At 66.8% G+C, this 14,545-nt stretch carries 11 protein-coding genes; 8 read left to right on the plus strand and 3 right to left on the minus strand.

Annotation, left to right across the window (positions count from 1 at the left end):
• Nucleotides 1–6 precede the first annotated feature (6 nt).
• The 7 genes from dprE1 to G341_RS0117200 all read left to right on the plus strand — a co-directional run bounded on the left by dprE1 (nucleotide 7) and on the right by G341_RS0117200 (nucleotide 7,677).
• Complete coding sequence (gene dprE1, locus G341_RS0117165; RefSeq protein WP_026303809.1) at nucleotides 7–1,431, plus strand: decaprenylphosphoryl-beta-D-ribose oxidase; 1,425 nt, start codon at nucleotides 7–9, stop codon at nucleotides 1,429–1,431.
• A 33-nt stretch (nucleotides 1,432–1,464) separates the two neighbouring features.
• Nucleotides 1,465–2,226, plus strand: a complete 762-nt coding sequence (gene dprE2, locus G341_RS0117170; RefSeq protein ID WP_018180398.1) for a decaprenylphospho-beta-D-erythro-pentofuranosid-2-ulose 2-reductase — start codon at nucleotides 1,465–1,467, stop codon at nucleotides 2,224–2,226.
• 7 nt (nucleotides 2,227–2,233) lie between these two features.
• Nucleotides 2,234–4,162 carry a galactan 5-O-arabinofuranosyltransferase gene (locus G341_RS0117175; protein ID WP_018180399.1) on the plus strand — a complete coding sequence of 643 codons (1,929 nt, stop codon included), beginning with the start codon at nucleotides 2,234–2,236 and terminating at the stop codon, nucleotides 4,160–4,162.
• A 2-nt stretch (nucleotides 4,163–4,164) separates the two neighbouring features.
• Nucleotides 4,165–4,917 (plus strand): MBL fold metallo-hydrolase, encoded by a 753-nt coding sequence (locus G341_RS0117180; RefSeq protein ID WP_018180400.1) that lies wholly within the window; start codon nucleotides 4,165–4,167, stop codon nucleotides 4,915–4,917.
• 135 nt (nucleotides 4,918–5,052) lie between these two features.
• A complete protein-coding gene (locus tag G341_RS22410) occupies nucleotides 5,053–5,667 on the plus strand; it encodes an HAD family hydrolase (protein WP_245557048.1) in 615 nt (204 codons plus the stop codon).
• A 50-nt stretch (nucleotides 5,668–5,717) separates the two neighbouring features.
• A protein-coding gene (locus G341_RS0117195; protein WP_155827027.1) for an IS3 family transposase occupies nucleotides 5,718–6,862 on the plus strand; the annotation gives its coding sequence in 2 pieces (ribosomal slippage) (nucleotides 5,718–5,985 and nucleotides 5,985–6,862; 1,146 coding nt in all).
• 59 nt (nucleotides 6,863–6,921) lie between these two features.
• On the plus strand, nucleotides 6,922–7,677 hold the full coding sequence (locus tag G341_RS0117200) for a 3-oxoacyl-ACP reductase (RefSeq protein ID WP_026303811.1): 756 nt from the start codon (nucleotides 6,922–6,924) through the stop codon (nucleotides 7,675–7,677).
• A 300-nt stretch (nucleotides 7,678–7,977) separates the two neighbouring features.
• Here G341_RS0117200 and G341_RS0117205 read toward each other — a convergent pair whose 3' ends face one another.
• The 3 genes from G341_RS0117205 to aroQ form a co-directional block, all read right to left on the minus strand.
• Complete coding sequence (locus G341_RS0117205; RefSeq protein WP_018180405.1) at nucleotides 7,978–9,564, minus strand: hypothetical protein; 1,587 nt, start codon at nucleotides 9,562–9,564, stop codon at nucleotides 7,978–7,980.
• A complete protein-coding gene (locus tag G341_RS0117210; protein WP_155827028.1) occupies nucleotides 9,561–10,490 on the minus strand; it encodes a phosphatase PAP2 family protein in 930 nt (309 codons plus the stop codon). Before G341_RS0117210 ends, G341_RS0117205 begins: the two co-directional genes overlap by 4 nt.
• Before the next feature lie 119 nt (nucleotides 10,491–10,609).
• The gene (gene aroQ / locus G341_RS0117215; RefSeq protein ID WP_018180407.1) at nucleotides 10,610–11,047 is read right to left on the minus strand and encodes a type II 3-dehydroquinate dehydratase; all 438 of its coding nucleotides are present in this window, start codon (nucleotides 11,045–11,047) and stop codon (nucleotides 10,610–10,612) included.
• A gap of 53 nt (nucleotides 11,048–11,100) precedes the next feature.
• On the opposite strand from aroQ, the gene G341_RS0117220 reads away from it, so the two are divergent.
• The gene (locus G341_RS0117220) at nucleotides 11,101–14,490 is read left to right on the plus strand and encodes an arabinosyltransferase domain-containing protein (RefSeq protein ID WP_018180408.1); all 3,390 of its coding nucleotides are present in this window, start codon (nucleotides 11,101–11,103) and stop codon (nucleotides 14,488–14,490) included.
• Nucleotides 14,491–14,545 lie beyond the last annotated feature (55 nt).

Here is a 14,545-nt window from a genome sequence, read left to right on the forward strand (position 1 = left end):
CTGCCGATGTCTACCTCACATGATCTGCCTATCGAGACCCGTCGATTGGTCGGCTTCAGCCGCACCACGCCGATCAACGGGCATGTGCTGTCGACCCCCGACGTCGACCTGATCGCGAAGGCCGTCGCGCAGGTCGCCGACGACAACGCCGACAAGCCCGACTACCTCAAGCGCGGCGTGATCGCCCGCGGCCTCGGAAGCTCGTACAACGAGTCCGCGCAGAACGTCGGCGGGCTCACGATCGATATGACGCGCCTGCGGCGTATCCATTCGATCGACGACGAGACCGGGATCGTCGACGTCGATGCCGGCGTCTCGCTCGACGCGCTGATGGCGGCGGCGCTGCCGTTCGGCCTGTGGGTGCCGGTGCTGCCGGGTACCCGTCAGGTCACCGTGGGCGGCGCGATCGCGCACGACATCCACGGCAAGAACCACCACAGCCAGGGCACCTTCGGTCAGCACGTGCTGGAGATCGCGCTCCTGGTCGCCGACGGTCGCGTCCTGACGCTCAAGCCGGGCGGCTCGCCCGACGACAAGGACGGCAGCCTGTTCTGGGCGACCGTCGCCGGCATCGGCCTCACCGGCATCGTGCTGCGCGCCAAGATCCAGATGAAGCGCACCGAGAGCGCGTACTTCGTCGCGGACCTGGCCACCACCAACAGCCTCGACGAGACCATCGACCTGCACCTGCAGGACGGTTTCGAAGACGGCTACGAATACGCATCGGGCTGGTTCGATTCCATCAGTCCCGCACCGAAACTCGGTCGCGGTTCGTTCAGTCGCGGCAACCTCGCCAAGTACGACGAGCTGCCGGAGAAGTTCCAGAAGGATCCGCTGAAGTTCGACTACAAGCCGCTCATCACCTTCCCGGATATCTTCCCGGTGAGCGTGATGAACAAGCTCAGCTTCCAGGTGATCGGCGAGGCGTACTACCGCATGGGCGCCAACAAGACCGGGCTCATCAAGTCGCTGCCGGCGTTCTATCACATGCTCGACGTGTTCGGCGGCTGGAACAACGCCTACGGGCGCGGCGGCGGCTTCGCGCAGTACCAGTTCATCGTGCCGACCGGCAACGAGGACGAGTTCAAGAAGCTGATCAGCCACATCCAGGCGTCCGGACATGTCAGCTTCCTCAACGTGATCAAGCTGTTCGGCGACGGCAACCAGGCGCCGCTGAGCTTCCCGTTCAAGGGCTGGAACGTCTGCCTCGACTTCCCGATCAAGCGCGGCCTGCACGAGTTCCTCACCGACATGGACCAGCGGGTCATGGAGATGGGCGGCCGGCTGTACACCGCCAAGGACTCGCGGACCACCGCCGAGAACTTCGCCAAGATGTACCCGCAGCTCGACGAGTGGAAGGCCGTGCGCACGGCGATCGACCCGAACAACGTCTTCGTCTCAGACATGGCGCGCCGTCTCGAGCTCGACTGACAACTTCAATCATCAACCAATAGAGGACGATTCATGATCAACGCCGTCGGCGTCCCGAAGACCCTGCTGCTGCTGGGCGGCAGCTCCGAGATCGGCCTGGCCATCTGCGCCGAGTACCTCAAGAAGGGGCCGATGAAGGTCATCCTGGCCACCATCCCCGGCGACCCCGCCGGCGACGGCGCGGTCGAGACGATGAAGTCGGCCGGCGCCTCCGAGGTCATCCGCATCGACTTCGACGCGCTCGCAACCGATTCGCACCCGAAGGTCATCGACGAGGCCTTCAGCCACGGTGATGTCGACGTCACCATCGTCGCCTTCGGTTTCGACGCCGATGCCGAAAAGCTCTGGCAGAACCAGGCTTTGGCGGTCAAGGCCTCCGAGATCAACTACACGGCGTCGGTCAGCGTCGGCGTCCTGGTCGGGCAGAAGCTCAAGGCGCAGGGCCACGGCCGGATCATCGCGATGAGCTCGGTCGCCGGCGAGCGCGTGCGCCGCTCCAACTTCGTCTACGGCTCCGGCAAGGCCGGCCTCGACGGCTTCTTCCTCGGCCTGGGCGACGCCCTGCGCGAGTTCGGCGCGGGCGTCACCGTGATCCGCCCCGGCCAGGTGCGCACCCGGTTCTCCGCTCACGTCGACGAGGCTCCGCTGACCGTCGACAAGGAGACGGTCGCCGAGCTCGCCGTGCAGGCCGCCGCCAAGGGCAAGGAAATCGTCTGGGCGCCGCCGCCGTTCCGCTTCGTGATGATGGGCCTGCGGCATGTCCCGCGGCCGCTCTTCCGGCGTCTGCCTGTCTAATCGACGGATGACGACCGCGACCGCCGCTCCGCCCGGCACCACCGGCACAGGCCGCCGCCCGTTTCTTTCCGGGTGGCGGTGGCACGCTGTCATGCTGATCGCGGCCGGCGCGGTGGCCGCGATCGTCTCGGCCGTCGGACTGAAGGTCATCAAGTCCGTTCATTGGCCGGCGTTCCCGTCATCCAACGTCAGCTACGCGCTGACCACGGCCGGGCAGGTCGTCGCGATCGCGATACTGCTGCTCGCGGTGGTGCTGCACCGCACCGGCCGGTATCCCAAGGCCGTCAACCCCCTTGCCTGGCTGGGAATCTCGGGCTTCACCACGGTGACCCTCGGGATGCCGCTGGGCGCGACGAAGCTCTATCTCTGGGGCATCTCGGTCGACCAGCAGTTCCGCACCGAGTACCTCACGCGGCTCACCGACAGCTGGCATCTGCAGGACATGACCTACAAGGGCCTGCCGCCGTACTACCCGGCCGGCTGGTTCTGGCTCGGTGGTCGCTACGCCAGCTTCACCGGTCAGCCCGGGTGGGAGGCTTTCAAGCCCTGGTCGATCATCTCGCTCGCGGTCGCCGCGACCATCGGTATGGCGCTGTGGATCCGGATGCTGCGGACCGACCGGGCCATCGCGGCCGGGCTGGCGGTCACCACGCTGACGATCATGCAGGCCGGCGACGAGCCCTACGGCGCCTGCCTGATCCTGGTCGGCGTGCCGATGCTGATTGTCATGCTGCACGGCCTGCGCAGCGGATCGATCCCCGCGATCGTGGCGTCCGGGCTGTTCCTCGGCGTCAGCGCATGCTTCTACACACTGTTCACCGGCCTGTTCGCGATGGCCGCGGTGCTGATGGCGGTGTATCTGGCCATCCAGGCATGGATCAGTCTGTCCAACAAGGCGATCGAGAACCTCGGGCGCAAACGGCAGCTCACCCGGATAGCGCTGCGATTGATCGGCATGGCGGCCGTATCCGGCGTCCTGGCGCTGGCCGTGTGGGCCCCGTACCTGTGGCACCGGATGCGCGGCAGCGCGTCCAGCGGCGGAACCGCCGAGCACTACCTCCCGGCGCGCGGCTCGACCCTGCCGCTGCCGATGTTCCACTGGTCGCTGGTCGGCGCGCTGACGTTCGTCGGATTCTGTTGGCTGATCCTGCGTTTCCGGCAGCGGAGCGTCGCCCTGGCCCTGGGCATCACGCTGGTGGCCTGCTACCTGTTCTGCATCCTGTCGATGGTCGCCACCGCCGGCGGCAGCACGCTGCTGGCCTTCCGGTTGGAGCCACTGATCATCGCGATCCTGGGCGCCGCCGGGGTCTTCGGCTTCGCCGAGCTCGCCGTCGCCGCGGTCGCCCGCGCGGGTGACATGCGCCTGCTGATCGGCGCCCTCGGGGCGGCCGCCGCCATCGCGGTCGCCCAGGGCATTCCGGCGCATCTGAACGACGAGATCACGCTGGCCTACACCGACACCGACGGCTACGGCGTCCGCGCGGACGACCGCGAACCCGGGGCCGAGGCCTACTTCCCGAAGATCGACCGCGAGATCCTGATGCAGACGCATCGGCCGCGGCACGAGTCGGTGGTGCTGACGACCGACGGCGGATTCCTGTCGCTGTACCCGTACTGGGGATTCCAGGGCATCACGTCGCACTACTCGAACCCGCTGGCCCAGTACGACCTTCGGGCCGCGGCCATCGAACGCTGGTCGAAGGCGACGTCGTCGCAGGATCTGCTGCATCAGTTGAACGTCGCGCGCTGGACGCCGCCGAACGTCTTCCTGTTCCGGCAGTCGGCGGACGGTTACACGATGCAGCTCGCCAAGGACGTCTACCCGAATGATCCGAACGTGAAGCGTTACACCGTGACTTTCCCGACGTCGCTGTTCGACGATCCGCAGTTCACCAAGACCACGTTCGGCCCGTTCGTGCTGATCGTCCGGAAGTAGCTGTGGCGCATCCGATCACGATCGACACGCTGCCCGGCGCGGGACGGTCGGCGACGCATCTCGTGCAGTGCGGACCGGCCAACTGGGTGATGCTGCAGGACGGCGACGACCTGACGCTGATCGACGGCGGCTATCCCGGCAACGCGGACGACGTCGAAGAATCGATCGCACGGATCGGCCGGTCGATGGGTGATGTGCAGGGCGCGTTGCTCACTCACGCGCATGTCGACCATCTCGGCGGCCTGGCCATCGTGGCGAAGCGTCACGGATTCTCGATTTACCTTGACGAAATCGAGGCTGCGCACGCCCGCGGTGATGTCGACGAGCAGATCAGTCCGGTGGGCATCTGCCGGCTGCTGCCGCGGCGCGGGACCCTGCCGTGGCTGGCGACCGTCGTGCGTCTCGGTGCGCTGGGCCACCAGCATGTCGCCGACCCCGTCACGTTCGCCGGCGACCAGCCGCTGGACCTGCCGGGCGCGCCGAAACCGGTTGCCACCCACGGGCACACCGACGGTCACAGTTCATTTCTGGCGGCCGACGGCGAGATCCTGATCTCCGGCGATGCGCTGATCACCGCACACCCGACATCGTCGCGCGGGACCGGGCCGCAGCTGCTGCCCGACCCGTTCCACCACGACGCAGCCGCCGCGCATGCCGCTCTGACGAATTTCTCGAGTCTCGATGCGACGGTGTTGATCCCGGGCCACGGGCCGATCCATCGCGGCAGCGTCGCGGCCGCCATCGCCCAGCTCTGAACCTCGGCAATCCGCGGTCATCGACACCTTTCCCGCAATTTCCCGACGCTTCGACGAGTCACCCTCGCAGCTTCGCGACCGCGTGACCGGCGACGACTAGCCCGATACTCTCGCGGGGTGAGTTTGCCGCGATCTGTGAGTGCAATCGTCTTCGACTGCGATGGGCTATTGCTCGATACCGAAACCTGTTGGTCGCGCGCGGAAGCATCGCTGTTCGCCGACTACGGATTCGGGTTTGGAGCTCAGGAGAAGGACCTGTTGATCGGCCGGACGCTCGCCGCAGCCTGCGACAACATGGCCGACTACTTCGGGCGTCCCGGTATCGGTCCGCAGTTGCAGGCCGAGCTGATGCCCCGCGTTGAAGCCGAGCTGGCCGCGGGCGCAGAACCCATGCCCGGCGCTCGTCGCATGCTCGAGCTCGTGGGAGACCGAGTGCCGATCGCGATAGCCACGAACAGTCCCCGCGCGATGCTCACCGCCGCACTGAAATCGTCGGGTTTCGACGATTTCTTCACGGTGTCGGTCGCGGCTGACGAAGTCGACCATCCCAAGCCCGACCCGCAGCTGTATACGAAAGCCTTCGCGCTACTCGATGCGAACCCTGACACTGGTGTCGCACTGGAGGACTCATCAACCGGCGTGGCGGCTGCGCGCGCCGTCGGAGCCTTTCTCATCACCGTGCCCTCCCAGCCCGGCAAGAAACTCGACGGAGACTACGTTGGCATGTTCCCAATAATTCGGTCCGGGTGATCGTGGGGTCCTGATGCCCTGGTCAGGGGCGGTGAGGACAATTGACGACTATGGCTGGACGGAAGCGGCATTCGGCGGAGGACATTGTGCGCAAGCTGCGGCGGTCGGACGAGTTGGCGGCCGAGGGCAAGGGCACTGAGGAGATCGCGGCGGCGTTGGAGGTCTCAACGCAGACGTTGTACAACTGGCGCCGCTCTCACGGCGGGATGGACGTCGACGCCGCGAAAGAGCTCAAGGAACTGCGCGATCAGAATTCCCGCCTGAAGCGGCTGCTGGCCGATGCGGAGCTGGAAAAGGACGCACTGCGTGAGATCGCGAAGGGAAAATTCTGAGCCCAACGGCCAAACGCGCCGCCATCGGCATGCTCACCGAGAAGTTGGGTATGTCGGAGCGGTTGGCGTGCAAGGTTGTTGGGCTCTCACGTTCTGCGTACCGGCGGCCGCTGCAGGCCCAGACGCCGGCCGATCCGGACGCTGATCTGCGAGCACAGCTGCGCCGGTACGCCCGGAAGAATCCGCGGCACGGGTTCCGGCGGGCCTGGGCGCATCTGCGGTTCGACCAAGGAATGGCGATCAACAAGAAGAAGGTGCACCGGCTGTGGGTCGACGAAGGGCTGCAGGTAGCCCGGGCGCCGCGACGCAAACGGGCCGGCGTCTCCACGATCCCGGTCATGGCAGCGGATGCACCGAAGATGGTGTGGGCATTGGACTTTCAGTTCGACTCGACTAACGATGGTCGGAAGGTGAAGATCGCGTCGATGGTCGATGAGCACACGAGGCAGTCGCTGCTGAACATCGTGGACCGCTCGATCCCGGCCCGTCGTCTCACCGACGAGTTGGACAAGGTGTTCGCGTTGTGGGGTGGCCCGCCGGACGTGCTGCGGATGGACAACGGCCCGGAGTTCATCTCAGATGCATTGCGGGACTTCTGTTCTGGCACAGTCGGTATCTCGTACATTCCGCCAGGCACGCCGTGGAACAACGGGTTCATCGAATCCTTCAACAACCGACTGCGTGATGAATGCTTGAACCGAAACCACTGGCCGACGCTGCTGGAGGCGCGGGTCGCGATCGAGGACTTCAAGGACGACCACAACCATCGGCACCGGTATTCATCGCTGGGCTACAAAACTCCGGCCGAGTACGCTGCCGGATGCACGCACCGGCACCACCCTGTGACGTGCGAGATCGACTGAAGATTCATTCAAACGGCTCTACGACCGCCCGGACCTAATTTCGGGGACCTGCCACAGACATCTCCGAACAGGTCGTCCTGGTCACCGGGGGCGCCCGCGGACTGGGCCGCGCAGTCACTGAAGCATTCCTTCGCGAGGGAGCGCGCGTCGTGATCGACTACCTAACCAGCGCGGAGACCGCTGCGGAGATCGCCGGTACCTATCCCGCACAAGCAATAGCGGTGCGAGCCGACGTGCGCGACCGCGCTCAAGTCGACGCGCTCTTCACGACCGCGACGGAGGCCTTCGGCGCCCCGATATCCACCGTCGTCAACAACGCTCTGGCCAGCTTCTCGTTCAACGGCGATGCCCGCGCGAAAGCGGACGTGATTGGCTACACCACGTTCCACGAACAGTTCTCCAGTGCGGTGCAGGGATCACTCCACACCATCCAGAGGGCACTTCCCGGTTTCAATCAAGCTGGCTCCGGTCGGGTAATCAATATAGGTACCAACCTTTTCCAGAACCCAGTGGTGCCTTACCACGACTACACCGCGGCCAAAGCGGCGCTGCTGTCGCTCACACGTACCTTTGCCGCCGACCTCGGACCGCATGGGGTCACCGTGAACATGGTCAGCGGAGGGCTGTTGCGCACCACCGACGCGAGCGCCGCCACTCCGAAAGAGGTGTTCGACGCAATCGCTGCCAGCACACCGCTGCAGACAGTGACCACTCCCGCCGAGTTCGCGGACGCAGTTTTGTTCTTCGCCTCACCGTGGTCGCGCGCGATCACGGGACAAAACCTTGTCGTCGACGGAGGACTTGTCAAGGACTGATACCGGAATTGCTCATTAGCGCCGGCGCCGTGCAGCAACCGCCGACCTACACGAGCTACGCAGTCTGGCATGCCACCTCCACCGACAACTGGGGTGCCCCATCGACTTACGCAATGATCGCGTTCACGATGCTGATCACGCTGGCCGCCATTGCAATTCGTGAAGTATGGACTCGGGCAGTCGTCCCGAGTATTGCGTCCACTCGGCGCACCTGAGTGTCCACTCGGCGCACCTGAGTGTCCACTCGGCACACCTGAGTGTCCACTCGGCGAACGTGAGTGTCCACTCGGCGAGCTCTTGCTATTTGTTACAGCCCGAGGGCTGCTCGGAGAGCACGCCCGGCAGCGTGACCTGACCCGACAGGGTGTAGTTCCCGGGCATCAAGGCGCGCAACGTGATCCAGCCGTCGGGCGTCTTGGTGATACACGCGGCCACCGAGTTGTCGGTGCTCGATCGGGCGACCAGATAGCGACCCCAGCGGTACTTCAATAGATGCGATGCGGTGTCGGGCACGTACATCGTCACCTGCCTCGGCGTCGCCTCCAGCAGCTTCAGCGGTGCGGGCACGATGGGTTTCGGGTCGGCCACCCGGTACAGCACCCAGTCGTCGTTGTGCCAGACCTCCGAAAGATACGGCAGGCCCGACTTGGCGAGCGCGGCTTCGGCCTTGTTCTGGCGCAGCGGCTCGTCGGCCACGGCGATATAGGCAACCGAATTGTCCGCCAACCAGTCTCGATACGACTCGGCCGTCAGCGCGTTCTTCGCATAGAAGATCTCGTTGTACTCGTTGTCCGACTGGTTCTCCCAGCCCCGGGCCAACTGAACCCGATCACCCAGGGCATGCGAACCCGCGTGGGTTCCGGCGTCCACCAGCTCGACGCGGTTGTTCATCAAGTCCGGCTTGGTGAGCAGCTCGGTGCGCAGCGGTTGGTATGCCTCGTCGGACCCGTCGGCGTTGGCGACGGCGACCTGGTCGGCGATGGCCACGAAGGACGCGTAGACGATCGCCGGGATCAGGGCGATGAGGATGACCTTCCACGACCGCCGCGAGAACTGGAAGCACAGTGCGGGCACGATCAGGCAGAAGAACCGAGCAAGGTTGGACCCGACGCCGTTCGGAATCGCGAAGATGACCAGCGCCGACGCCAGTGCCAGCGGCATGATCCAGCGCACCGGCGAATCGGTCAGCACGAACGCCGCGCACACGCCGATCAGGATCACCCAGAACAGCGTCGTCGCCGGAAAGCCCTGTGCCCCAGGCGCGCCGAAGAGGACGAACGGGATGAGCACACCCAGTGCCGCACCGATCAGCACCTGCCAGGCGACCCGCGCCCGCGGCGAATGACCCGCCGCAAACGGCACCGTCACCAGGCCCACGAAGGCCGGCGCCAACGGACTCGCCAGGCCGCTGACCGCGACCAGCACGAGCGCGACCCCGGTCATACCCCGTTGCAGCGCAAGCAGTCCCACGATCGCGATCAGCGCGCCGACGGCGAACGTCACCCGCCCGGACATCAGGTTGAGCACGGCCGCGATCGCCACGGTCCAGGACAGCAGCGCCGGATGGGTGCCGCCACGCGACAACGGATAGGCGGCAGCCGCGACGAGGATCGTCGACAGACATAGCAAGGTCAGCGAGCCGAACCAGGACGACAGCGTCGGAACGATCAGCGAGTAGCTGCCCGGGGCGAGGCCGCCGTACCAGCTGAACCAGTACCCCAGTCCGACACCGGACTCGGCGGCCTGTTCGCGGGCGATGGCCGCTTGCAGATCACCGAGCGCCGGATGCGCGATCCAGATGGCGACGGTCGCCACCACGGCCGCGATCAATGGTGCAGCCGGAAGCGCACGCCGCCATCGCGGGGCGCTCAGCGCCGCGACGGTCATCCGCCGGCTACTACTGTCGGCTCGTCGAGCGATTCGGGGGCGTCGAGCGAGTTCCGGGAGCCACGCCGCCAGCGCGCTATCCAGAGCGGCGTGTAGACGATCAGCGCGGCGGCGGCCAGCGTGCCCAGCCCGGCGATCACGTCGAGCAGGTAGTGGTTACCAGTGGCCATCACGACGAAGTACGTGGTGAACGGATAGAGGACGCCGAGCGTCCGCACCCACCAGCGGCGGGCGTACAGGAAGATCGCGATGCCGCACCAGGTCGCCCACGCGCAGTGCAGCGATGGCATGGCGGCGTACTGGTTGGAGACAGCCGTCGACCCCGGAGCGCCGCTCTCCGGCCACCAGCCCCACGAGCCGGTCTCGGCCATGATGTCGTAGAAACGGCCGGTCATGTGCGGGAAGTGCGTGTCCAGCAGCCGCGGCGGCGCGGTGGGCATCATGTAGAAGCCGATGAGCGCGAGCGCGGTGCAGACGATCAGGATGCTGCTGACCCGGCGGTACACCGCCTTGCGGCGCAGCATCAGCCAGATCAGCACAGCCGGGGTCACGATGAAATGCAGCGAGGCGTACTCGACCGCCGACGGGTCGGCGACCCACGCGGTGTGATGCACCCAGCCGTTCAATGGTTCCTCGAGCGCGATGTTCCAGCGCTTCTCGAGGTCGTAGATCGCGCGACCGTTGGCGAACGCCTCGTTGGTGACCTCGCCGACCATGTTGCGGATCGCCGAGTACACGGCGTACAGCGAGCCCAGCAGGATGATCTCCAGCCACCAGCGCGGCTGCGCCAGATACCGCATCACCCGCACGTGCCACGGCAGCGACGCGTTCAGCTCGACGGCATCGATCTCACTCGAGGGAAGGGCGGCGTCGAGAACCGACGCGTCGTCACCAGGGTTCCCTGGCCGGGTCGTCGTCTCGGACATCGTCACCTCCACTGCCCGTCGCGGATAAATCTGCTTAAGGGCCCGAACGATAATAGCGGAGTACGCCGTCAGACAATTCCCGGCTTCCCGTCAGACGGGCGGTGAACTGGGCAAATAGGTCAGGCGATCAGCCGGGCCAGCCTGCGCACCGCGAACTCGTAGCCGTCGATTCCGCAGCCCGAGATCACTGCGGCGGCGATCGGCGACACATATGACACGTGCCGGAACGATTCCCGGGCGTACACATTGCTGAGGTGCACCTCGATGATCGGGACCTCCGGAATCACCAGGGCGTCGGCCAATGCGACCGAGGTGTGCGTCCAGCCGCCGGGGTTGATGACGATGCCGGCGACCTGTCCGCGCGCGGCATGCAGCCAGTCGATCGCCTCGCCCTCGTGGTTGGTCTGACGGCAATCGGCGGTCAGCCCGACCGCGTCGGCGGCGGCCCGCGCCCGCGCCTCCACGTCGGCCAGCGTGTCGTGTCCGTAGATCTCCGGCTGCCGCAGGCCCAGCGTGTTCAGATTGGGGCCGTTGAGCACCAGCAGCGATGAGGTCATTTGCCTACTGTAGGTCCTGCTGTGAGCGCGGTTTAACATCTGACCTTGTGTCTGTGCAGCAGGGCGGCCCCTCTCAACGTGTCCGCACCGCGAGAATCATCGCGATCGTCACCGGTCTCCTCGGCGCCATCCTCGCGATCGCGACGCCACTGCTCCCGGTCACCCAGACCACCGCGCAGCTGAACTGGCCGCAGCAGGGACAGCTCAACTCCGTCCAAGCGCCGCTGGTGTCCTACGTCCCGGTCGAGCTGACGGCGTCGGTGCCGTGTTCGGCGATCGACGCCCTGAACCGGGTCCCGACGCAGCCCGTCACCGCCGACCAGACGCGCACCGAGGCGGTCTTCAACAACCCGTCGGTACTGCTGTCCACGACGCCGAAGCAGGCCAGCAAGGCCGTCGAGCGCGGGCTCTTCATCCGGGAGACCGGCGCCCCCACCGACCCGGCCGACAAGCGCTCGATCGAGGTGGTGGTGCGCAACACCGCCATCGTCAGCGCCACCCTGACCGACATCGACGCGCAGCACTGCAGCTCGATCGACGTCAGCGCCACGCACTCGGAGGTCAAGGCGACCTTCGTCGGGATGACCGATCCGACCACGGGCGGCCCGCTGACCGGCTCGACCGCCGACAACGACCACACCCAGGGCGATCAGCGCCCCCAGGTCACCGGCATCTTCACCGATCTGACCGGCCCGGCGGCCGCGATGCCCGGAATGTCGGTGCACGCCACCATCGACGACCGGTACACGACCACGCCAACCGCACTGCGGTGGACCGCGATCATCGTCGGCATCATCCTCACGCTGATCTCGCTGATCGCGCTGTATCGCCTCGACGCCACCGACGGCCGCCGCCACCGCCGCATCTTCCCGGCCCGCTGGTGGCGCCTGAACCCGCGCGACGCCTTCGTCATCATCACGCTGATCTATTGGCATTTCATCGGCGGCAACACCTCTGACGACGGCTACATCCTGAACATGGCCCGCGCCGCCAAGCACTCGGGCTACATGGCTGACTACTACCGCTGGTACGCCGCGCCGGAGACGCCGTTCGGCTGGTACTACCGGTCGTTCGGCCTGCTCTCCGAGATCACCACGGCCAGCCCGTTCGTCCGAATCCCCGCCCTGCTGTGCGGAATCATGGTGTGGCTCATCCTGTCTCACGAGGTGCTGCCCCGACTCGGTCGCGCCGCCAGCCAGCGTCTGGTGCCGTGGACGGCCGCGCTGGTGTTCATCGCCGCCTGGCTGCCGTTCAACAACGGCCTGCGTCCGGAACCGATCATCTGCCTCGGCGCGCTGCTCACCTGGTGCTCGGTGGAACGCGCGATCGCGACCGGCCGGGTTCTGCCCGCCGCGGTGGCCTGCATTCTCGGCGCGTTCAGCGTCGCCGCCGGCCCGACCGGCGTGATGAGCGCCGCGGCGATCATCGCCGGCGCGCGGCCGATGATGCTGGCCATCAACCGCCGCGCCCATGTGCTCGCCGACATCGCCCCGCTCGAAGACCGCAGGCGCAGTTACCGAATCAGTCTGGTCGCGGTGATCGCGCCGGTGATCGCGGCCGGCACGCTGGTGATCCCGGTGATCTTCAACAGCCTTACCTTCGCGGCCTTCCTCGACTCCACCAAGATGAAGCAGAAACTCGGCCCGTCGCTGCCGTGGTGGGACGAGATCTCCATGTACGACTCGTTGTTCAACCAGTCGGCGGACGGCTCGATCGGTCGCCGGTTCGCGACCCTGGCGATGCTCGCGGGCATCGTCATCGTCGGCGCCATGCTGATGCGGAAGGGCCGCATCCCCGGCACGGCGGTCGGGCCGACCCGCCGCATCGTGTCGATCATCTTCGCGTCGTTGATCTTCCTGATGTTCATCCCGACCAAGTTCACCCACCATATCGGCGTGTTCGCCGGGTTGGCGCCGGCGTTGGCCGCGATCGCGGCGATCGCCATCGGGGCCAACGCAATGCAGGCCCGGCGCAACCGCACACTGGCTGTCGCCCTGCTGCTGGCGGTGGCGGCGTTCGCCTTCGCCGGCACCAACTCCTATTACTTCGTCTCCAACTGGGGCGTGCCCTGGTCGGGCAATCAGGTGACCATCGGCGGCATCCGGGTGGCCAGCATGCTGCTCGGCGGCTCGGCGATCGCGCTGCTGATCGCCGGCTGGCATCACTTCCGGGAGCCGTTCCGGCATCCGGACTCGGTCGAGACCGTCAAGCGCGAGCGCTGGTGGCAGCAGCTGCGGGGCGCCCCGCTGGCCGTCATCGCCGCGATCGTCGTGGCCTTCCAGCTGATCACGGTGATCTTCGGCGCCATCCACCAGAGCGGCACCTACTCGGTGCCGGCGGCCAATCTGGCCTCGCTGCGCGGCGATATCTGCCAGATGGCCGACAAGGTGCTGGTCGAGCCCGACCCGAATGCCGGCATGCTGCAACCGGTTTCGGCCCCGCTGACGACCGCGCTGTCGGGACCGGCGACGCCGGCACCAGGCGATGCGGACTCGTTCGGCACGGTCGGCTTCGACCCCAACGGCCTGCCGAAGTCGTTGTCCTCCCCCGCGTCCGCGGACTCGCTCGGTGTGCTTGCGGGCGCCGCGAACGAGAACCCGGACGTGCTCAACTCGAACGGCGCCGGCACCGGCGGCGGCGAGCTGGTCCAGCCGGGCGTCAACGGCAGCCGCGCGAAGCTGCCGTTCGGCCTCGACCCGAAGACCACCCCGGTGATGGGCAGCTACTCCTCCGCCGACCAAGCGCCGGCCCGGCTGCGGTCGTCCTGGTTCCGGCTGCCACCCAAGGAGCCCGGGCAGAGCCTGATCTCCCTCGCGGCCGCCGGCCGGTTCGAGAGCTCGTCGGTGCACCTGGAATACGCCACCGGCACCGGCACCACCGACGCCGATTTCCGGCTGGCCGGTTCGGTCCAGATGATCGACCCCGGACCGTCGCCGTCGTGGCGCAACCTGCGCATCTACCGCAGCTCGCTGCCCGCGGATGCGACGGCCGTCCGGATCGCCGCGGTCGACAACAACCTGGGCACGGACTCGTTCATCGTGGTCACGCCCCCGCGGGTGCCGCACCTGCAGACGCTGGAGAGCCTGGTCGGGCGCACCGACCCGGTGCAGATCGACTGGACGTCCGGACTGGCCTTCCCGTGCCAGCGGCCGTTCAACCACCGCGACGGCGTCGCCGAGCTGCCGATGTGGCGGATCACACCCGGTTCGGATCTGTCCGCCGCGGTCACGGCTTGGATGGACGCGTCGGGCGGCGGCCCGGTCGGCTGGCAGGACGTCTCACTGAAGGCCACGACGATCCCCAGCTACCTGCAGAACGACGCCGGACGCGAGTGGGGCACCCTGCAGCGCCTGGTGCCGTATCAGACCACCACGCTGGCCGATCTGGAGCTGGGCGAGGCGACGCGATCCGGGCTGTGGCGCCCGGCACCGATCCGCGACTGACCCGACGAGCCGGTCCGGTTTGCCAGACCGGCATCAATGCACGCTGGCACACGGG

This window comes from Jongsikchunia kroppenstedtii DSM 45133, assembly GCF_000380485.1.
In the GTDB taxonomy this organism is placed as follows: domain Bacteria; phylum Actinomycetota; class Actinomycetes; order Mycobacteriales; family Mycobacteriaceae; genus Jongsikchunia; species Jongsikchunia kroppenstedtii.

Bases quoted from the DNA above. Each gene is read 5' to 3' on its own strand.
- dprE1 (WP_026303809.1), top strand. From the start codon at position 7: ATGTCTACCTCACATGATCTGCCTATCGAGACCCGTCGATTGGTCGGC.
- dprE2 (WP_018180398.1), top strand. From the start codon at position 1,465: ATGATCAACGCCGTCGGCGTCCCGAAGACCCTGCTGCTGCTGGGCGGC.
- G341_RS0117175 (WP_018180399.1), top strand. From the start codon at position 2,234: ATGACGACCGCGACCGCCGCTCCGCCCGGCACCACCGGCACAGGCCGC.
- G341_RS0117205 (WP_018180405.1), bottom strand. From the start codon at position 9,564: ATGACCGTCGCGGCGCTGAGCGCCCCGCGATGGCGGCGTGCGCTTCCG.
- G341_RS0117210 (WP_155827028.1), bottom strand. From the start codon at position 10,490: ATGTCCGAGACGACGACCCGGCCAGGGAACCCTGGTGACGACGCGTCG.
- aroQ (WP_018180407.1), bottom strand. From the start codon at position 11,047: ATGACCTCATCGCTGCTGGTGCTCAACGGCCCCAATCTGAACACGCTG.